The sequence below is a fragment of the Microbacterium hibisci genome, assembly GCF_015278255.1.
In the GTDB taxonomy this organism is placed as follows: domain Bacteria; phylum Actinomycetota; class Actinomycetes; order Actinomycetales; family Microbacteriaceae; genus Microbacterium; species Microbacterium hibisci.
Genome location: NZ_JADIJC010000003.1, coordinates 89,923 through 109,023 on the forward strand (window position 1 = coordinate 89,923; position 19,101 = coordinate 109,023).

A 19,101-nucleotide genomic window follows, 5' to 3' on the forward strand; every position below is an offset into this window, starting at 1 on the left:
GGTCCTCCTCCGGACCCGTCAGGCTACCCGCCGCCGCGCCGCCGGGCCGGGAGCGACCCGCGCCCGCGCCGCACCCGCCGCGCCGCCAGGCCCGCCAGACCCGGAGCGACCCGCGCCGCCGCCGCTGACGCGGGCGGTGGGCGCACCGTACGTTCTCGGCGAACACACAACCACGGCCGGGGGCGTGGGCTATCGTCGTATCCCCGCGGCTGAATAGACTCGCCGAGAGGGGAACCCGAATCCCAGAGGGGGGATCGATGCGACTGCGATGGGCTGCAGCGCTGGCGTCCGCTGCGGTGGTCGTGGCCACGGCGATCGGAGGCGGGGCGGCGGTGGCCACTCCCCCGGTCACCCTCGGCGCGGGGTTCGTGGTCGACGAGGTGGACGTGCTCTCGTCTGCCGAGGAGTCCGAGGCGCAGACGCGGCTGGAGCAGCTGAAGGCCGACACCGGGCTCGACCTGTGGGTCGTCTACGTCGACGAGTTCACCGATCCCTCGGGTGCCGCCGACTGGGCGAACCAGACCGCCACCGACAACGGACTGGGCGTCAGCCAGTACCTGCTCGCCGTCGCCACCGAGGCCCGCCAGTACTATCTGTCGGCCGACTCCGACGGCCCGCTCACCGAAGACCAGATCGCCGCCATCGAGCAGCAGCGGATCCAGCCGGCGCTCGCGCAGAACGACTGGCTGGGCGCCGTGGACGCCGCCGCCGACGGGATCACCGATGCGGAGGGCGGCGGATCGGGCGCCGCCGGCTCGGAGGCCTCCGGCGGCACGAGCTGGTTCACCTGGCTGCTCGTGATCGTCGTGGTCGGCGTCGGCATCGTGCTGCTGGTCATGTTCCTGCGACGCCGCAAGCGCGGCGCGGTGACCGGCGGACCCACCGGTCCGGCGCTGCCGAGCATCGAGGACCTCGAGCGCCGCGCCGCGTCGCTCCTCGTCGAGACCGACGACGCCCTCAAGACCAGCGCGCAGGAGCTCGCCTTCGCCAAGGCCCAGTTCGGCGACGCCGCCACCACCGAGTTCGAGGCCGCGCTGGCCACGGCGCAGCAGAGCCTCGACGAGGCGTTCGGACTCCAGCAGAAGCTCGACGACCACGTGCCCGACTCCGAACACGACACGCGCGCCTGGAACGAGCGCATCATCGCGCTGTGCGAGGCCGCCAACGCGCTCCTGGACGAGAAGGCCCAGGCGTTCGACGAGCTGCGCAAGCTCGAGCAGAACGCGCCCGAGGCGCTCGCGCGGGTGCAGGACGAGCGCCAGAAGGCGGCGGCAGCCCTCGACGAGGCGACCAAGCGACTGCAGACGCTGCAGACCGCCTATGCACCCGAGGCGCTCGCGACCGTCGCCGACAACCCCGACCAGGCCCGACAGCGCCTCGCGTTCGCCGACGAGCAGCTCGCCGCCGCGCAGACCGCCATCGGCGCCGGAGACGGGGGCGAGGCCGCCGTCGGCATCCGCGCCGCCGAGGAGGCCGTCGGCCAGGCGACCCTTCTCGAGAACGCGATCGACAAGCTCGCGACCGACCTCGCCGAGGGTGAGCGCGCCGCGTCGGCCCTCTTCACCGAGCTGCAGAGCGACATCGCCGCAGCGTCCGCACTCCCCGACGGCGACGGCAGGATCGCAGCGGTCATCGCGTCGACGCGCCAGCAGCTCGACGCCGCGCGCGACCTGCTGACCGGCACCGCCAAGCGACCGCTCGCGGCGCTGCAGAGCCTCGAAGCGGCCAACACGCAGATCGACACGCTCGTGCAGGGCGTGCGGGATGCCGCCGCCCAGGAGCAGCGCGCCCGCCAGGTGGTCGGCCAGCTGATCATGCAGGCGCAGGCGCAGGTGTCGGCGGCCGAGGATTACATCACCGCCCGCCGCGGTGCCGTCGGCGCCGAGGCCCGCACGCGCCTGGCCGAGGCCGGCGCCTCGCTCGCCCGCGCCCAGGCCCTGCAGGCCGGCGACCCCCAGCAGGCGATGCAGCAGGCGCAGCGCGCCGACCAGCTCGCCGGCCTGGCGATCCAGCTCGCGCAGAACGACGTCGGCGCGTTCGGCGGCGGCATGGGCGGCATATTCGGCGGACAGCCGGGCGGCGGACAGTCCGGCGGCGGCATGCTGGGCGCCGTGCTCGGCGGCATCGTGCTGAACTCCGTGCTGAACAGCGGCCGCTCCGGCGGCGGCGGGTTCGGCGGCGGCATGGGCGGCGGGCTCGGTGGCATGCTGGGCGGCGGCGGCCGCTCGTCCGGCGGCGGCTTCCGCCCCGGCAGCTTCGGCGGCGGCGGCACCCGCATGCGCCGAGGAGGTGGCCGCTTCTGAACCGAGTCGCCACAGCCGCCCGCGCGCGGCGGGCGCGGCATCCGTCCCCCGTCCATGCACCCACGACCCGAAACTGAAGTCCGATAGGAAGGAAAACCGATGGCGAAGCAGTCCATCTTCGGTCGCATCTCGACCCTCATCCGCGCGAACGTCAACGCCCTGATCGACCAGGCCGAGGACCCGCAGAAGATGCTCGACCAGCTCGTGCGCGACTACACGAACTCGATCGCCGACGCCGAATCGGCCATCGCCGAGACCATCGGCAACCTGCGCCTCCTCGAGCGCGACCACCAGGAGGACGTGCAGGCGGCCGCCGAGTGGGGCAACAAGGCGCTCGCGGCGAGCCGCAAGGCCGACGAGCTGCGCAAGGCCGGCAACACCGCCGACGCCGACAAGTTCGACAACCTCGCCAAGATCGCGCTGCAGCGCCAGATCAGCGAGGAGAACGAGGCGAATGCGATCGCGCCGACCATCGCGACGCAGAACGAGGTCGTCTCCAAGCTCAAGGACGGCCTCAACGGCATGAAGCAGAAGCTCGAGCAGCTGAAGGCCAAGCGGTCCGAGCTGCTCGCGCGCGCCAAGACGGCCGAGGCCCAGAACAAGGTGCACGACGCCGTCAAGTCGATCGACGTGCTCGACCCGACGAGCGAGCTCGGCCGGTTCGAAGACAAGGTCCGCCGCCAGGAGGCACTTGCCGCCGGCAAGCAGGAGCTCGCCGCGTCGACGCTCGACGCCCAGTTCAACGCCCTCGAGGACGTCGGCGAGCTCACCGAGGTCGAGGCGCGTCTCGCGGCGATCAAGGCCGGCCAGCCGGTGCAGGCCGCGATCGAGAACTGAGCCCACCGCTCCGTATGAGGGCGCCCGGTCCGTCGGACCGGGCGCCCTTCGCGTGCCCGCCGTCGCTCGCACCGCCAACCTGACCGCGACCCTCTCCCCTTCGGCGACATCGCGGCTTCTCGACGAGTGACCACGCCCCCGGCGCCGGTAATGGGGTTCCTCGGCGACATCGCGGTTTCTCGGCGGAAGGGATGGGGACGGATGCCGCGGCACCCGGTGTGCGCGAAGATGAGGGGATGACCCGCTACCTCGTCGTGCCGCAGTGGCAGGGCAGCCCCTCATCCCGCGCGATGCAGCTGATCGACGGCGCGCAGGCGATCGCCGGAGACCTGCCGCGCGCCAAGACCACGGTGCTCGAGGTGCCGATGGAGGCCGGCGAGTCGCTGGGCAGCGGCATCCATCGCCTGAGCGCGCTCCAGCGCGTGAACGGCATGGTCACCGAAGCGCTCGTCGCGCACGCCGCGGCCGCGCCCGACGAGCCGGTGCTCACCATCGGCGGCGACTGCGGCATCGCGCTCGCTCCCGTCGCCCACGCCGCGCGCCGGTCTCCGGACCTCGCGGTCGTCTGGATCGACGCGCACCCCGACCTCAACTCGCCCGATTCCTCGCCGTCCGGCGCCTTCGCGGGCATGGCGCTGCGGGCCGTCATCGGCGACGCCGTGCCCGAGCTCTCGCTGGACGGCGCCGTCGCCGCCGACCGCGTGGTGCTGGGGGCGGCCCGCTCCTTCGACGACGCCGAGCTCGCCGCGGTCTCGCAGTACGGGATCACCTCGCTCACCGTCGACGACCTGCGCGACGCCGACGCCCTCGTCGAGGCGGTGCTCGCGACGGGCGCGGCGTCCGTGTACGTGCACGTCGACATCGACGCCCTCGACCCCGCCGAGATCGCGGGGAACGCGCACCCCGAGCCCTTCGGCGTGACGGTCGCCGAGCTGACGACCGCCCTCGCCCGGCTGCGCGAGCGGGTGCCCCTCGTGGGCGCCTCGCTCGCCGGCTACTCCCCCGCGTCGCTCTCCGCCGCCACCGACGACCTCGGGGCGATCCTCCGCGTGATCGGGGCGCTCGCGTGAGCCCGATCCCGACGCCGCCTCCGGGGTGGCGGGCAGCGGCCGAGCGCGCCGTGATCCGGGGACGCCGCTTCGACGACCGCATCCCCGCCTTCCTGCTGGACTCGCCGATCAGCCGCATCGGCTACTGGTACGCCTGCGCGGTCGGCTGGGTGTGGGGCTCGTTGTGGAGCACCGGCCCGATCGAGCGACGGCACGGGCTCTGGATCTTCCGCGGCATGCCGCGCTGGACGTTCCCGCGGGGCGGCTCCTGCGTCGGCGGCTGCTTCCTCACCGGCGACGGCCGGCTCACCGAGGCGCTGCTGCGCCACGAGTCGGTCCACAAGCGTCAGTGGCAGCGCTACGGCCTGCTGATGCCCGTGCTGTACCTGCTGGCGGGGCGCAACCCGCTGCGCAACCGGTTCGAGATCGAGGCGGGCCTCGCCGAGGGCAACTACGTCCCCCGCGGTGCCGCCTGAGCGCGCAGCCCCGGCGCGCTCACAGGCGACTCAGCGAGCGGTAGTGAGCCCGTACCGCTCGGGCGTGTGGATCGCCTCGGCGCGGATGCCGAGCCCGACCAGGTGATCGACGATGTCGGCGGTGCCGAGGTAGCCCCCGAGCAGGTGGATGCGCGTCTCATCGTCCTCGGCGCACAGCATCTCGTCGGCCCACGCGGTGACGGCGCGCGCCAGCGCCTCGCCCGAGGCGCAGCCGCGCCCGGTGCCGGGGGCGCCCGAGCGACGCGAGCGGTCGAGCCACGTCACCACCATGCGGCTCGGCGCGACGATGTCGGCCTGCCACGAGGCATCCGGGATCTCGATGAACACCCGGCCCGTCGAGCAGATGGGCAGCGTCGCCAGCACGGCTTCGAGCTCGGCCAGCGAGGATTCGTCGGCCGTGATCAGGTGCTGCACGCGCGTGTGACGCGACGCACGGCACGCCGACGCGTTGTGCGCGACCGTCTGCTGCGGAGTGGTGTGGGACATGACCCTTCCACTATACCCACGAATGAAGGGTTGCCTAACCTCAGTGCCCTCTGTGACGCTGCAGGACGGCTTTCCGCCCTCGGCGAGGGGCGACGGATGCCTCAGCCCGCGGGATCGCGCACCACCAGCACGCGGCGCAGCTCGGCGATCTCGTCGTCGGCGAGGCCGTGCGCGCGCAGATACTCCTGCGCAGAACCGTACCGGCGGTCGACATCCTCGAGCAGCGCCTGCATGACCGGCGCGGGCGAGCGGGTCGCCAGGTCCTCGAGATGGACGGCCTCGGGATGCATCGAGCGCAGCAGCTGCATCACCCGGCGGTTGCGCTTGGCGGGCAGGAGCCCCTCCGTCCGCGCGTAGTCGGCGACCACCGCGTCGAGGTCCACGCCGGCGGCGGCGAGGGTCAGCGCGACCGTCACCCCGGTCCGGTCCTTGCCGACTGTGCAGTGCACCAGCACCGGCTGATCCGCGAGGATGCCGCGCACCACGGCGACGACGCCCTCCGACGAGTCGTCGACCAGGCGCCGGTACAGCTCGGCGAGGCTGATGTCGTCGCGGAAGAACGACTCGACCGACCCGAGGAAGAGCGGCACCCGCTGCGTGACGACGTCGATGCCCGCGATGCGGCTCGGCTCGCGGGTGACCTCCTCGTCGGCGCGGAGGTCGATGATGCGGCGGAGGTGGAGGTCGGCGAGAGCCCGCGTGCCGGCATCGTCGAGGCGCGCGAGATTGCCCGACCGGAACAGCACCCCGTAGCGGGTGCTCGCCGGGCCCGCGGGGAGTCCCCCGACGTCGCGCAGATTGAGGGCCCCCGACACCACCGGGTCGGGGCGCTCCCCCCTCACCACGCGGCGCCTGCGGCGGCGTCCTTGTCCTCGCCGGCGAGGTCGTCGCGCGGCGGCACGCTGTAGCGACCCGCGATGGCGATGCGGTTGAACGCGTTGATGGAGACCAGGATCCAGCTGAGCGCGACGTACTCCTTCTCGCTGAGCACGCCCCCGACGCGGTCGTACACCTCGTCGGGCACGCCGTCGTCGTGGATGAAGACGTACGCCTCGGCGAGCTCGAGCCCGGCGCGCTCACGGTCGGAGAAGACACCCGAATCGCGCCACACCGGCAGCTGCGCGATGTCGTCGGCGGTGACGCCGGCGGCGAGCGCCCGCTCGACATGGACGCGCACGCAGTAGGCGCAGCCGTTGAGCTGCGACGCGTGGATCTGCACGAGCTCTTTGAGCCGGTCGTCGATGCCGTTGTCGCTGGCGATGCCGCCCACGGTCTTCGAGAATGCGGAGAGCGCCTGGTAGGCGGGTCGCGCCGCTCGCGAGAGATGCACGCGGTGTTCTGCCGTCATGACGCCAGACTACCGACGGCGGCGGGCGGCGGCGCGGGCGAAGTCGGGCGTGCGGCATGATGAGCGGGTGAGCGACCCCATCGACGAGTTCTCGTTCCTCCCCGAGCAGGCCGCCGAGGCCGGAATCGACGGCCCGGTCCCCCGCGGCGAGCGCCTGACGCTGGCGCTGCGAGACGGACGCACGCTGAGCGCCCTGCGCTGGGCGCCCGCCGCCACCCCCGACGCGGCGCCGGTGGTGACGTTCCTGCACGGCGCCGGCCTGAACGCCCACACGTGGGACACCACGGTGCTGTCCCTCGGCCTGCCCGCTCTCGCGATCGACCTGCCCGGACACGGCGACTCGTCGTGGCGCGACGACCTCGCGTACGTCGCGCGCGCGCTCGCCCCCGACGTCGCGGCGGGCATCGACGCGTGGACCGACACGCCTCAGGTGCTGGTCGGCCAGTCCCTCGGCGGGCTGACGGCGGCGGCGGTCGCCGCCACCCGACCCGACCTCGTGCGCGAGCTCGTCGTCATCGACATCACGCCCGGCGTCGATCCGAACGCCGGGCCGACGCAGATCCGCGACTTCTTCGCCGGCCCCGTGGACTGGGCGTCGCGCGACGAGCTCGTGGACCGGGCGCTGGCGTTCGGGCTCGGCGGCGGGACGCGTCGCAAGGCCGCGCGCGGCGTGTACTTCAACTCGCGCATCCGGCCCGACGGACGGGTGGAGTGGAAGCACCACTTCGCGCACCTGGCGAATGCCGCCGCCGCGGCGGGTCCGATCCCCGAGTCCCTGCAGCCGACCGCATCCGCGCCCGTCGAAGGGCCGGACGCCGTCTCTTCCGTCCTCGGCGAGACCGGCTGGGAAGACCTTGCGGGCGTCACGGCGCCCACGACGCTGCTGCGCGGCGAGCGCGGCTACGTCACGGCGACCGACGCGGGCGAGTTCGCGCGGCGCGTGCCCGCGGCATCCGTCGTCGTCGTCCCGTCGGGGCACAACGTGCAGGAGGAGATCCCGCTCGAACTCGGCGCGCGCCTGCGCGCGATCGCCACGGGACAGTGAGGTCGTCCCGGCGAAGAAGGAAGCATTAACGCTTCTGTTGCGTTCCGGGTACCGGATTGCCGCACGCCGCCACGATGTCCCTAGGCTGAAAGACGCCCGAAGCCGACTCCCCCGCAGCCGGACCCGCACAGCACACAGGACCCTCCCGAAAGGACCTCCATGCTCCGTCGCACCACCCTCGTCGCCGCCTCGCTGCTCACCGCGGGGGTTCTCGCGCTCACCGCGTGCAGCGGCGGAGGAGGCGAGGCCACGCCGACGGCGACCGGAGAACCCGACCCCGACGCGTCGGTGGCGATCCGCCTGGTGCTCGAGCCCGGCAACCTCGACATCCGTCAGACCGCCGGCGCCGCGCTCGACCAGATCCTGGTCGACAACATCTATCAGGGTCTCGTGGCCCGGACCCCCGAACAGGACATCGTGCCGTCGCTCGCGAGCGACTGGACGGTCTCGCCCGACGGGCTCACGTACACGTTCACGCTGCGCGAGGGCGTGACCTTCCACGACGGCCAGGCGCTCACCCCGCAGGACGTCGTGTGGTCGCTCAACACCCGCCGCGACACCGCGGAGTGGCGCGACTCGGCGCGGCTCGCCGGCGTCACGTCGGTCACCGCGGAGGGTCAGGACATCACCCTCACGCTCAGCGCCCCCGACTCGACGCTGCTGTGGAACCTCACCGGCCGCGCCGGCATCGTCCTCAAAGAGGGCGACACCGTCGACTACCAGACGGCGGCGAACGGCACCGGGCCCTTCGTGCTCGACGACTGGCGTGAAGGCGACAGCATCACGTTCGTGCGCAACGAGTCGTACTGGGGCGACCAGGTCGAGGTCGCGGAGGTCGTGTTCGACTACATCCCCGACAACCAGGCCGCACTCAACGCCGCGCTGGCGGGCGAGGTCGACGTGCTGACGGGCTTCGACGCGAACCTGCAGGAGCAGGTCGAGGCGAACGGCGACTTCGCCCTCGTGCTGGGTCAGTCCACCGACAAGGGCACGCTCGCGTTCAACCAGGCGCCGGGCAGCCCGCTCGAGGACGAGCGCATCCGCCAGGCCATCCGCCAGGCAATCGACCACGACGCCATCATCGAGGCGCTCGCGTCGGGCCAGACGCAGTTCGGGCCGATTCCCGAGCTCGACCCCGGCTACGAGGACCTCTCGGACGTCGCGCCGTACGACCCCGAGGCCGCGCGGGCCCTTCTCGAGGAGGCCGGCGCCGAGGATCTCGAGCTCACGCTCACCATCCCGAGCTTCTACTCGACGACGATCCCGCAGATCCTGGTGTCGGACCTCGACGAGGTCGGCATCACCCTCGAGGTCGACTCCGTCGATTTCGCGACCTGGCTCACCGACGTCTACACCAACCACGACTACGAGCTGAGCTTCGTGCTCCACACCGAGGCGCACGACTTCGAGAACTGGGCCGACCCCGACTACTACTTCACCTACGACAACCCCGAGGTGCAGGAGCTGTACGCGGAGTCCCTCGCGGCCACCGACGAGTCCGAGGCGGCCGACCTGCTCCAGCAGGCCGCGCGCATCGTGTCGGAGGACCACGCCGCGGACTGGCTCTACAACGGGGCCTCGGTCGTCGCGGTCGGCACTAACATCACCGGTATGCCCTCGATCAATGTGAACGAGCGCCTGAACCTCGCCGAGATCGCCAAGAGCAACGGGTGATCCGGTACACGCTGACCCGATTCGCCCTGCTTCTGCTCGGGCTCGTCGTCGCCAGCGTGCTGATCTTCCTCACGCTCCGCGTGCTCCCCGGCGACATCGCCCACCTCATTGCCGGGGTGGGCAGCACCGCCGAGCAACGGGACGCCCTCCGCGAGCAGCTCGGCCTCGAGCGGCCGCTGCCCGAGCAGTACCTCGACTGGATCGGCGGCCTGCTGCGCGGTGATCTCGGCACGTCACTGCTCACCGGCTCGAGCGTCGTGGACGAGCTGCGGGAGAAGGCCGAGGTGACGGTGCCCCTCGGCATCATGTCGCTCCTCATCGCCGTGATCATCAGCGTCCCCCTCGGGGTGCTGTCGGCGATGCGGCGCGGCCGGCCGTCGGGCACCGGGCTCAGCGTCGGCGCGCAGGCGCTCGCGGCGGTGCCGGTGGTCTGGGCGGGGATGATGCTCGTCGTCGTCTTCGCTGTCTGGCTCGGCTGGCTGCCCGCGCAGGGATTCCCGCGCTCCGGCTGGGCCGACCCGTGGGCGGCCTTCCGCTCGCTCATCCTTCCCGCGCTCACGATCGGGATCGTCGAGGGCGCCATGCTGCTGCGCTTCGTGCGCAGCGCGACCCTCCAGGCCGTCGGACAGGACTTCGTGCGGACGGCCGCCGCGAAAGGCCTCACACGCGATCAGGCGCTGATCCGGCACGGGCTGCCCGTCGTCGGACTGTCGGTCATCACCGTCCTGGGCCTGCAGGTGGCCGGCATCATCGTCGGCGCTGTCGTCATCGAGCAGCTCTTCTCGCTCCCCGGCATCGGCCGCATGCTGGTCGCCGACGTGGCGGCCCGCGACCTGCCCAAGGTGCAGGGCGAGCTGCTCGCGCTCACCGGGTTCGTGCTGATCGTCGGCTTCGTCGTCGACCTCGTGCACCGCCTCATCGACCCCCGGCAGCGGGAGGCGTCATGACTCGTCCGACCGGCGCACAGACCGATGGCGAGATGACGGATGCCGCGCCCGCGCGCCCGCCCGCACCGCGACGCCCGTCGCGGTGGGCGTGGCTCGGCCGGCTGTGGGCGCTGTCGACCGGGCGGTTCGGGCTCATCGTCGTCGCGGTGGTCGCCGTCACCGCTCTGATCGCGCGCTTCTGGACGCCGTTCGACCCGCAGCAGGTCGACATCGGGAACCGCTGGGCGCCCCCCGGCTGGCCGCATCTTCTCGGCACCGACGGAACGGGGCGCGACATCCTGAGCCTCCTCATGGCGGGCGCGCGCACCACGGTGTTCGTGGCGATCGGCGCGGGCCTCGTCGCCACCGTCATCGGCATCTCGCTCGCGGCGCTCGGTGCGCTCACCGTCCGGTGGGTGCGCGAGTCCGTGGCGGTGTTCGTCGACATCCTCATCGCCTTCCCCGTGCTCATCATCGCCATGATGATCTCCGCGGTATGGGGCGGGTCGCTCTGGGTCGTCATCTGGGCCGTCGGCATCGGCTTCGGGGTCAACATCGCACGGGTGACCCGGCCCGAGCTGCGCCGCGTGCTGCACAGCGACTTCGTGCTCGCCGGCCGGGCGTCGGGCCTGACCTCCGCCCAGAACCTCGGACGCCACCTCCTGCCCAACGTGGCGCCCGTGTTCATCGTGCAGCTGTCGTGGGGCATGGCGGTCGCCGTGCTCGCCGAGGCGGGCCTGTCGTACCTGGGCTTCGGCGCGCCGGTGACCGAGCCGTCGTGGGGTCTGCTGCTCGCGCAGCTGCAGCAGTTCATCGGCGTGCACCCGCTGTCGGTCGTCTGGCCGGGCCTGGCCATCACGCTCACGGTGCTGGGACTCAACCTGCTCGGCGACGGGCTGCGCGAGGCCACCGATCCGACGCTGTCGCGCAGCCCGTTCGCGACGCGCCGCGCACGCCTCCACATCCCCGAGGTGGTCTCGTGAGTGCTGAATCCCGCACCGCCTCGGCGGGAAGAGGAGACCAATGAGCCTCGAGGTGCAGGACCTCACCGTGGTCATCGGCGACCGCGTCGTCGTCGACGGCGTCTCGTTCGACGTCCCCGACGGCGCCCGCGTGGGTCTCATCGGCGAGTCGGGCTCGGGCAAGTCGCTGACGGCGCTGGCGATCCTGGGGCTCCTCCCCGACGGCGCGGCGGCGAGCGGGAGCATCCGCTGGAACGGGCAGGAGATCCTGGGGCTCTCCGATCGCGAGCTCGCAGAGCTCCGGGGCGACGAGATCGGCATCGTCTTCCAGGAGCCGCGCACCGCGCTGAACCCGATCCGCACGGTCGGCCGCCAGATCGCGGAGTCCATCCGGATCCACGAGGGGGTGTCGAAGCGGGATGCCGCGGCCCGCGCGATCGACGAGGCTGCGCGCGTCGCGCTCCCCCACCCGGAGCGCATCGTCGCGCGCTACCCGCACCAGCTCTCCGGCGGCCAGCGGCAGCGCGTCGCGATCGCGATGGCCCTCGCGTGCCGGCCGCGGCTGCTCATCGCGGACGAGCCGACCACCGCGCTCGACGTGACGATCCAGGCCGAGATCCTCGAGCTGCTGCTGTCGCTGGCGCGCGACGACGGGATGTCGCTCGTGTTCATCACGCACGACCTCGCCGTGCTGTCGCAGATCGCGACGCACGGTGTGGTGCTCGAGCGGGGCAGGGTGGTGGAGCAGGCGCCGGTGTCGCAGCTGCTGACGGCTCCGGCATCCGTCGTCACGCAGGAACTGCTCCGCGACGCGACCGCGACTCTCTGGCGACCGGGGGCGAGCGCATGACGCTGCTGATCCGTGCGCGCGGCCTCACCCGCCGGTACCCGGTCCCGAAGACGGCGCTCTTCGAGCGACGCAGCTTCACGACCGGCCTCGAGGACGCCGACCTCGACGTGCGCGAGGGCTCCGCCGTCGGCATCATCGGCGAGTCGGGCTCGGGCAAGTCCACGCTGGTGCGACTTCTGCTCGCCCTGGACACCCCGACGGCCGGGACCGTCGAGTTCGACGGCCGCGAGGTCGACGCCGCGGCGTCGGCCCGGTCGCTGCACTGGCTGCGCCGGCAGACCGGCATCGTGTTCCAGGATCCGTACGCCTCGCTCGACCCCCGCATGAGCGTCGGCCGCATCGTGGGCGAGCCGCTGTGGGCCCTCGGGATCGAGGGCGATCGCCGCGCCCGCGTGCGCGCGGTGCTGGAGGACGTCGGGCTCGAGGCCGGCATGGCCGACCGCTTCCCTCACGAGTTCTCGGGTGGGCAGCGGCAGCGCATCGCCCTCGCGCGGGCGATCGTGCACCGGCCGCGGCTGCTCGTCGGCGACGAGCCGCTCTCGGCGCTCGACGTCACGGTGCGCGCGCAGATCCTCGAACTGCTCGGCGGACTCCGCGCCCGCGACGGGCTCACGCTGCTGCTGGTGTCGCACGACATCGGCGTGGTGCAGAACCTGTGCGACGACGTGGTCGTGATGAAGGACGGCCGCATCGTCGAGGAGGGACCCACCGAGAAGGTGCTGCTGCAGCCTCAGGTGTCGTACACGCGCCGGCTGCTGGCCTCCATCCCCGTCATCGAATCGGACGGCGCCGCCGGCGGTGCGTGACGAGTCCGGAGCGGCGCCGCCGAGCGTCGGCGGCCGCCGATAGGTTCGGAGCATGGCCCCCGGAATCGTCCCGCCCTACCTGCTCGCCCGCATCGCCGCCGTGCAGGAGGAAGGCTGGGCCCGGGCGGCCGAGGCCGCGCGAGCCACGCTCGCCGCACCGCGCGAATACCGTCCGGTCCGCTCCCGGCTGCGGCTGTCGATCCAGGAGCCGGGCACACTGGTCGCCGAGGCGACGCCCGCACCCGACCGCGAGATCTCCGACGCGCAGCAGCGCGAGGTGCTCCCGGGCGTGCGCGCGCGGGGAGAAGACGACCCCGCCACCGGCGACGCGGCCGTCGACGAGGCGTTCGACGGGCTCGGGTCGACGTACGACTTCTGGTGGGACGCGTACGCGCGCGACAGCATCGACGGCTCGGGGAGCTCGCTGCTCGCGACGGTCCACTACGGCCGCGACTACGACAACGCCTTCTGGAACGGCGAGCGCATGGTGTTCGGCGACGGCGACGGCGAGATCTTCCGCGGTTTCACCGGGTCGCTCAGCGTCATCGCGCACGAGCTCGCCCACGGCGTCATCGAAGACGAGGGCGGCCTGCTCTACCGCGGCCAGTCGGGCGCGCTCAACGAGTCGCTCGCCGACGTCTTCGGTGCGCTCGCCGAGCAGCACCGCGCGGGCCAGACCGTCGACGCCGCGACGTGGCTGATCGGCGAAGGCATCTTCACCGACGCCGTCCAGGGACGGGCTCTGCGGTCGCTCGCCGAGCCGGGCACGGCGTACGACGACGACGTGCTGGGCAAGGACCCGCAGCCCGCCCACATGCGCGACTTCGTCGAGACGCGCGACGACAACGGCGGCGTCCACATCAACTCCGGCATCCCCAACCACGCGTTCTACCTGACGGCGACGACGCTCGGCGGCCGAGCATGGGAGCGGGCCGGACTCATCTGGTACCGCACGCTCACCGCCGGCACGCTGTCGTCGACCGCCGACTTCACGATGTTCGCCCGCGCCACCCTCTCGGCGGCGGTGTCGGAGTACGGTGAGAACTCGGAGGAGGTCGATGCCGTCCGCGCAGGGTGGACGGGCGTCGGCGTGATCCCGGATGACGAACGAGCCCGAACCGCAGAGCACTGACTCGGCCATTCCGCCGCCGGCCGTGGAGGTCGACGTCGCGCGCACCGGCGGGATCGCCGGCATCACGCGCCGCTGGTCGGCGCAGCCGCCCGAGGCCGAGGCATCCGAGTGGATCTCCCTCATCGACCGCTGCCCGTGGGACGAGCCCGCGCCCTCCGAGCCCCTCCCCGACGGGTTCGTGTGGCTGATCCGCGCCACGTGGACGGATGCCGACCCGCGCGAGGCCGAGCTGCCCGACCGGGAGGTCGTCGGCGCCTGGCGCGATCTCGTGGATGCGGTGCGCGACTGGAGCAGGCAGACCGCCGGGCCCGAGCGTGCCGGACGCTGAGCGACGACCGGTCCCGGAGCACCGAGCGGAACCCCGCGAGGGTCAGCGGCCGAACAGGCCCTTCTTCGAGGCGCCCTTCTTTCCGGCGCCCTTCGCCGGGTTCAGCGACTTCTGCATGTAGATCGTGCCCAGCCACCGGTCGAACTTGAAGCCGACCCGGCCCATGCGACCCACCTCGACGAAGCCGAGCCGCTCGTGGAGGGCGATCGACCCCTCGGCGCCCTTGTCGCTGATGACCGCGACCATCTGACGGATGCCGGCCTCCTCGCACGCGGCGATCAGCGCTTCCAGGAGCGCGCGCCCGAGGCCCTTCCCCGTGGCCGCCTGGCCGAGATAGATCGAGTTCTCGACCGAGAACCGGTAGGCCGACTTGCTCGACATCGGCTGCACGAGCGCGTACCCGAGGATCTGGCCGTTCGGCGACTCGGCGACGAGGAACGGCAGTCCCTGCTTGGCGAGGTGATCGCGCTTCTTGCGCCACTGCCCGACCGACCAGGTGTCTTCGTCGAACGTCACGACGGAGTTGGTGACGTAGTAATTGTAGATCTCGCGGATGTCGGGGATGTCGCGATCCTCGACCGGTCGGATGACGTACGAGAACGGCCGCTCCGGCTCGGGCTGCCGCTGAAGGTGTCTCGGCAGCCGGCGCCGGTCCTTGTCGTATTCCTCCTCGAGCATGAGTCCTCCCGGGTCAGGCCGTCGCGGCGACCGCTGCCTCGGGCAGCCGCCAGTCGACGGGGTCGGCGCCCTGCCGGGCGAGCAGTTCGTTGGCCCGCGAGAACGGGCGAGAGCCGAAGAAGCCGCGGCTCGCGGAAAGCGGCGACGGATGAGCCGACTCGATGATCGGCGTCGAGCCCAGCAGCGGCCGCAGGTTGGCGGCATCCCTGCCCCACAGGATCGCCACGAGCGGCCGCTCGCGCGCGACGAGCGTGCGGATGGCGTGCTCGGTGACCTTCTCCCAGCCCCAGCCGCGGTGGGATGCCGGCGCCCCGGGCGCGACGGTCAGCACACGGTTGAGGAGCATGACGCCCTGGTCGCTCCACGCCGACAGGTCGCCGTGGGCCGCGCGCGGGACGCCGAGGTCGGCCTCGAGCTCCTGGTAGATGTTGCCCAGGCTCCGTGGCAGCGGACGCACGTGCGCGTCGACGGCGAACGAGAGGCCGATCGGATGCCCCGGCGTCGGGTAGGGGTCCTGCCCGACGATCAGCACCTTGACGTCGGACAGCGGGCGCTGGAAGGCCCGCAGCACCCGGTCGCCGGCGGGCAGGTAGTGACGACCGGCCACCACCTCGGCTCGCAGCCGCTCGCCGAGCGCCGCGATGTCGGGCGCGACGGGGGCCAGCGCGACGGACCACTCGGGATCGAGCAGCCCCGCCTCGGCGAGCTCGGGCAGGGTCAGCGCCATGTCAGGCGCGTTCCACGGTCGTGGTCATGACGAGCTCGAGGCCGCCCTCGACCTCGGTCGCGGCGAACGACACGGTCGCGGCGGCGAGCTCGCCGAGCGAGGCGACATGAGTGCCGCCGCACGGGATGCGCGCCGCGGCGCCCGGCAGCTCGCAGACCCATGTGCGGCGGTCCGCGAGGGCGTCGCCGTCGGCCTCGATGCGCACGGAGCCCCCGGCGGCGATCCAATCGGCCAGCTGGGCGTCCACGCGCGCGGCCAGCCCGTCGAGGTCGCCGAGCGCCGTCGGGTCGAACCCCTTGCGGCGCAGGGACTTGCCGACGCGGTACACGTCGCGCGACCCGTCGGGCACGATCCGCGACTCCTGGATGGCGAGGGCGTCGAAGGCCGGCGCGCCGAGCGCGTCGACCGGGGCGTCCTTGCGCCAGGCGCCGGCGAGCGCGGCGTCCAGCGCGAGGGAGGCGAGGTGGCACGCCGTGTGGCCCGCCGACAGCGCGGCCCGGTGGCCGGCGTCGACCATCACCTCGACCGGGTCGCCTTCGGCCGCTGACGCGTCGCCCTCGACGAGGTGCGCCACCACGAACGTCCATCCCTCGGTGCCGGTGCGCACCGGCACCTCGGGACCGAGCACGAGGGTGTCTCCCTGGGTCGCGCCCACGACCGCGTCGACCACGTCGAGCTCGGCGTCGCCGACGCGCAGCGTCCCGCGGTCGGCGGGCTGGTCGGGCCACGCCGTGTCGACGGGGTGGAAGGCCGTCCGATCGAGCACGACGGCGCTGCGTCCTCCCCCGGCGTCGGCGACGTGGATCACCGCTCCGCGCGACGCCGTCTCACCGGCGGGGTACGTGACGACCGTGCCGCGGGTGGGGATCACAGCTCCCCCGAGCCGCGCGTGCGCAGCGGGCCTCGCGCGAGCAGGTGCTGCGCCGACTGCGCCACCGGCCGCATCGTGACCAGGTCGAGGTTGACGTGACCGGGGGCGTTCAGCGCGTAGGCGATGACGTCGGCGACATCGTCGGCCGTCAGCGGGTTCTCGACACCCTCGTAGACGCGCTCCGCGGCCACGCTGTCGCCGCCGAGGCGGTTAAGGGTGAATTCGGGCGTGTAGACCATCCCCGGCGCGATCTCGACGACGCGAATCGGCTCGCCGTTCAGCTCGAGCCGAAGGGCGTGCGCCAGCATCGCCTCGCCGGCCTTCGCCGCGTTGTACCCGGCGCCGCCGGCGTAGGCGGTCGTGGCCGCCGTCGAGGTCACGAAGAGCGTGTCGGCGTGACCGTCGGATGCCGCGGCGCGGCGCAGCTGCGGCAGCAGCGCCGCCACGAGCCGCTGGGCCGACAGCACATTGGCCTCGAACATCCACTGCCAGTCGTCGACGCGACCGTCTTCGACCCGATCCGTGCCGCGGGCGCCGCCGGCGACGTGCACGAGCGCATGCAGCGGGCCAGATTCGGCCAGGAACGCCGTGAGCGCCTCGACGTCGGCGTCGGCGGTCAGGTCGGCCGCGAAAGCGACGGCACCGGTGTCTGCCTCCAGTGCGGCGAGGCGGTCGGCGCGCCGCGCGACCCCCACCACATCCCAGCCGCTCGCCCGGAGCGCCCGCACCGCAGCCTCACCGATCCCCGAGCTCGCCCCGGTCACCACCGCACGTCTGTTCGCCATGGCGTCCACGCTACCCATCCGCCCGCCGACCGCCCATTCCGCGGGCTCGAGCGCGTTACGTCACATTTCCCCCGCTTTGTTGACAAGTGGCCCCTGTCCGTACTCTCGAACCCGGCTGGGGGGCACGCTCCCGGCATCCGAATCCGCAGGAGCAAGCCATGTCCGCACCCGAGAACTGGCGTTTCGAGACCAAGCAGATCCACTCGGGGGCTCAGCCCGACCCGGTGACCAAGGCTCGCGCGACGCCGATCTACCAGACCACGTCGTACGTCTTCGACAACGCCGATCACGCGGCCAACCTGTTCGCCCTGGCGGAGTTCGGCAACATCTACACGCGCATCCAGAACCCGACCCAGGCGGTCGTGGAAGAGCGCCTCGCCGCGCTCGAGGGCGGCACCGGCGCACTCCTGCTCGCCAGCGGCCAGGCCGCGGCCACGTTCGCGGTTCTCAACATCGCCGAGGCCGGCGACCACATCGTCTCGTCGAGCTCGATCTACGGCGGCACCTACAACCTCTTCAAGTACACGCTCGCCAAGCTCGGCATCGAGGTCACGTTCGTCGAGAACCAGGACGACCTCGAGGAGTGGCGCCGCGCCGTCCGTCCGAACACGAAGCTGTTCTTCGCCGAGACCATCGGCAACCCCAAGATCAACGTGCTCGACATCCGCGGCGTCGCCGACGTCGCGCACGAGAACGGCGTGCCGCTGATCGTCGACAACACGATCGCGACGCCGTACCTCATCAAGCCGTTCGAGCACGGCGCCGACATCGTCGTCCACTCGGCGACCAAGTTCCTCGGCGGCCACGGCACGACCATCGGCGGCGTGATCGTCGACGGCGGCACGTTCGAGTGGTCCAAGAACGTCGAGAAGTTCCCCGGGCTGACCGTGCCCGACCCCTCGTACCACGGCGCGTCGTACACGGCCGCGGTCGGCGACGGCCTGGCGTACATCATCAAGGCGCGCGTGCAGCTGCTGCGCGACCTCGGCTCGGCCATCTCGCCGAACAGCGCGTGGCTGCTGATCCAGGGCATCGAGACGCTGTCGCTGCGCGTGGAGCGCCACGTGCAGAACGCGCAGGAGATCGCCGAGTGGCTCGAGAACCACTCCGACGTCGCGTCGGTCAACTACTCGGGCCTGCCGACGTCGCCGTGGTACGCCGCCGCGAACAACTACGCGCCGAAGGGCGTGGGCGCGGTGCTGTCGTTCGAGCTCAAGGGCGGCGTCGAGGCGGGCCGCGCGTTCGTCAACTCGCTGACGCTGTTCAGCCACCTCGCCAACATCGGCGACGTGCGCTCGCTCGTCATCCACCCCGCGTCGACCACGCACTCGCAGCTCACCCCCGAGCAGCAGCTCACGACCGGCGTCACTCCCGGCCTCGTGCGCCTCTCGGTGGGTCTCGAGAACATCGACGACCTCAAGGCAGACCTCGAGCAGGCGCTCGCGGCCGCCCGGCGCGTGTCGGAGGCCGCCCGCGCCTGAACCCTCCTCCTCGGGTGAACGGATGCCTCGTCCTGCGCACTGCGCCGGGACGGGGCATCCGTCATTCCGGCGCGTCGGCTCCGAGATCGGCCGAGAGCTGCTCGGCCGTGAGGTGCTCCCCCGGCACCGGCCGCGGCAGGGTGGCGGCCGCGTCGTCGGCGTGCCACGGCTCGGGATCCGACGCGGGCGCACCGGGATCCTGGGCATCGAAGAGCACGTCGGTGTCGTGATCGAGGTCGTGCTCCTGCGGCGGCTGCTGCGCGGGAGGCTCGTGAGCGGGCATGAACGGCTCGGCGCTGGACATGCGCGCATTCTG

21 protein-coding genes are annotated in these 19,101 nt (G+C 72.4%); 13 read left to right on the top strand and 8 right to left on the bottom strand.

The features are described 5' to 3' along the window. The first annotated feature begins 257 nt into the window (after positions 1–257). From IM770_RS07295 to IM770_RS07310, 4 genes are all read left to right on the top strand, one after another. A complete protein-coding gene (locus IM770_RS07295) occupies positions 258–2,303 on the top strand; it encodes a TPM domain-containing protein (protein WP_203580481.1) in 2,046 nt (681 codons plus the stop codon). 99 nt (positions 2,304–2,402) lie between these two features. Further along, positions 2,403–3,140 carry a PspA/IM30 family protein gene (locus tag IM770_RS07300; protein ID WP_203580482.1) on the top strand — a complete coding sequence of 246 codons (738 nt, stop codon included), beginning with the start codon at positions 2,403–2,405 and terminating at the stop codon, positions 3,138–3,140. 236 nt (positions 3,141–3,376) lie between these two features. Then, on the top strand, positions 3,377–4,210 hold the full coding sequence (locus tag IM770_RS07305; protein WP_203580483.1) for an arginase family protein: 834 nt from the start codon (positions 3,377–3,379) through the stop codon (positions 4,208–4,210). Further along, positions 4,207–4,665, top strand: a complete 459-nt coding sequence (locus tag IM770_RS07310) for a Fe-S oxidoreductase (RefSeq protein WP_203580484.1) — start codon at positions 4,207–4,209, stop codon at positions 4,663–4,665. Before IM770_RS07305 ends, IM770_RS07310 begins: the two co-directional genes overlap by 4 nt. A 30-nt stretch (positions 4,666–4,695) precedes the next feature. On the opposite strand, the gene IM770_RS07315 is transcribed toward IM770_RS07310, so the two are convergent. From IM770_RS07315 to IM770_RS07325, 3 genes are all read right to left on the bottom strand, one after another. After that, a complete protein-coding gene (locus IM770_RS07315; protein ID WP_203580485.1) occupies positions 4,696–5,172 on the bottom strand; it encodes an SIP domain-containing protein in 477 nt (158 codons plus the stop codon). 101 nt (positions 5,173–5,273) lie between these two features. Beyond that, positions 5,274–6,014 carry a tyrosine-protein phosphatase gene (locus IM770_RS07320; RefSeq protein ID WP_203580486.1) on the bottom strand — a complete coding sequence of 247 codons (741 nt, stop codon included), beginning with the start codon at positions 6,012–6,014 and terminating at the stop codon, positions 5,274–5,276. Then, entirely contained in the window at positions 6,011–6,520 is a 510-nt protein-coding gene (locus IM770_RS07325) for a carboxymuconolactone decarboxylase family protein (RefSeq protein ID WP_203580487.1), read from the bottom strand. The genes IM770_RS07320 and IM770_RS07325 overlap by 4 nt, the downstream gene beginning before the upstream one ends. A 67-nt stretch (positions 6,521–6,587) precedes the next feature. Here IM770_RS07325 and IM770_RS07330 point away from each other — a divergent pair, with 67 nt between their 5' ends. The 8 genes from IM770_RS07330 to IM770_RS07365 all read left to right on the top strand — a co-directional run bounded on the left by IM770_RS07330 (position 6,588) and on the right by IM770_RS07365 (position 14,243). Next, complete coding sequence (locus IM770_RS07330) at positions 6,588–7,565, top strand: alpha/beta fold hydrolase (protein WP_307785397.1); 978 nt, start codon at positions 6,588–6,590, stop codon at positions 7,563–7,565. 159 nt (positions 7,566–7,724) lie between these two features. Then, the gene (locus IM770_RS07335; protein ID WP_203580489.1) at positions 7,725–9,239 is read left to right on the top strand and encodes an ABC transporter substrate-binding protein; all 1,515 of its coding nucleotides are present in this window, start codon (positions 7,725–7,727) and stop codon (positions 9,237–9,239) included. Further along, complete coding sequence (locus tag IM770_RS07340) at positions 9,236–10,186, top strand: ABC transporter permease (RefSeq protein WP_203580490.1); 951 nt, start codon at positions 9,236–9,238, stop codon at positions 10,184–10,186. The genes IM770_RS07335 and IM770_RS07340 overlap by 4 nt, the downstream gene beginning before the upstream one ends. Before the next feature lie 32 nt (positions 10,187–10,218). Beyond that, positions 10,219–11,148: an ABC transporter permease gene (locus IM770_RS07345; RefSeq protein ID WP_203580668.1), complete on the top strand. Its 930-nt coding sequence runs from the start codon at positions 10,219–10,221 to the stop codon at positions 11,146–11,148. A gap of 40 nt (positions 11,149–11,188) precedes the next feature. Next, complete coding sequence (locus IM770_RS07350) at positions 11,189–11,977, top strand: ATP-binding cassette domain-containing protein (protein WP_203580491.1); 789 nt, start codon at positions 11,189–11,191, stop codon at positions 11,975–11,977. Then, positions 11,974–12,783: an ABC transporter ATP-binding protein gene (locus IM770_RS07355; RefSeq protein WP_203580492.1), complete on the top strand. Its 810-nt coding sequence runs from the start codon at positions 11,974–11,976 to the stop codon at positions 12,781–12,783. Before IM770_RS07350 ends, IM770_RS07355 begins: the two co-directional genes overlap by 4 nt. A 52-nt stretch (positions 12,784–12,835) precedes the next feature. Beyond that, positions 12,836–13,915 (top strand): M4 family metallopeptidase, encoded by a 1,080-nt coding sequence (locus tag IM770_RS07360; RefSeq protein ID WP_203580493.1) that lies wholly within the window; start codon positions 12,836–12,838, stop codon positions 13,913–13,915. After that, the gene (locus IM770_RS07365; protein WP_239065902.1) at positions 13,884–14,243 is read left to right on the top strand and encodes a protealysin inhibitor emfourin; all 360 of its coding nucleotides are present in this window, start codon (positions 13,884–13,886) and stop codon (positions 14,241–14,243) included. Before IM770_RS07360 ends, IM770_RS07365 begins: the two co-directional genes overlap by 32 nt. 42 nt (positions 14,244–14,285) lie before the next feature. Here IM770_RS07365 and IM770_RS07370 read toward each other — a convergent pair whose 3' ends face one another. From IM770_RS07370 to IM770_RS07385, 4 genes are read right to left on the bottom strand one after another with little or no spacing between them, the layout of a single operon-like run. Next, a complete protein-coding gene (locus IM770_RS07370) occupies positions 14,286–14,921 on the bottom strand; it encodes a GNAT family N-acetyltransferase (protein ID WP_203580494.1) in 636 nt (211 codons plus the stop codon). A gap of 13 nt (positions 14,922–14,934) precedes the next feature. Next, positions 14,935–15,648, bottom strand: coding sequence for a uracil-DNA glycosylase (locus IM770_RS07375; RefSeq protein ID WP_203580495.1), 714 nt, complete (start codon positions 15,646–15,648; stop codon positions 14,935–14,937). A gap of 1 nt (position 15,649) precedes the next feature. Beyond that, the gene (locus IM770_RS07380; protein ID WP_203580496.1) at positions 15,650–16,519 is read right to left on the bottom strand and encodes an alanyl-tRNA editing protein; all 870 of its coding nucleotides are present in this window, start codon (positions 16,517–16,519) and stop codon (positions 15,650–15,652) included. Beyond that, the gene (locus IM770_RS07385) at positions 16,516–17,304 is read right to left on the bottom strand and encodes an SDR family oxidoreductase (RefSeq protein ID WP_203580497.1); all 789 of its coding nucleotides are present in this window, start codon (positions 17,302–17,304) and stop codon (positions 16,516–16,518) included. The genes IM770_RS07380 and IM770_RS07385 overlap by 4 nt, the downstream gene beginning before the upstream one ends. 158 nt (positions 17,305–17,462) lie before the next feature. Here IM770_RS07385 and IM770_RS07390 point away from each other — a divergent pair, with 158 nt between their 5' ends. Continuing rightward, on the top strand, positions 17,463–18,785 hold the full coding sequence (locus IM770_RS07390) for a bifunctional o-acetylhomoserine/o-acetylserine sulfhydrylase (protein WP_203580498.1): 1,323 nt from the start codon (positions 17,463–17,465) through the stop codon (positions 18,783–18,785). Positions 18,786–18,846: 61 nt separating this feature from the next. Here IM770_RS07390 and IM770_RS07395 read toward each other — a convergent pair whose 3' ends face one another. Continuing rightward, a complete protein-coding gene (locus IM770_RS07395; RefSeq protein WP_203580499.1) occupies positions 18,847–19,089 on the bottom strand; it encodes a hypothetical protein in 243 nt (80 codons plus the stop codon). Positions 19,090–19,101 lie beyond the last annotated feature (12 nt).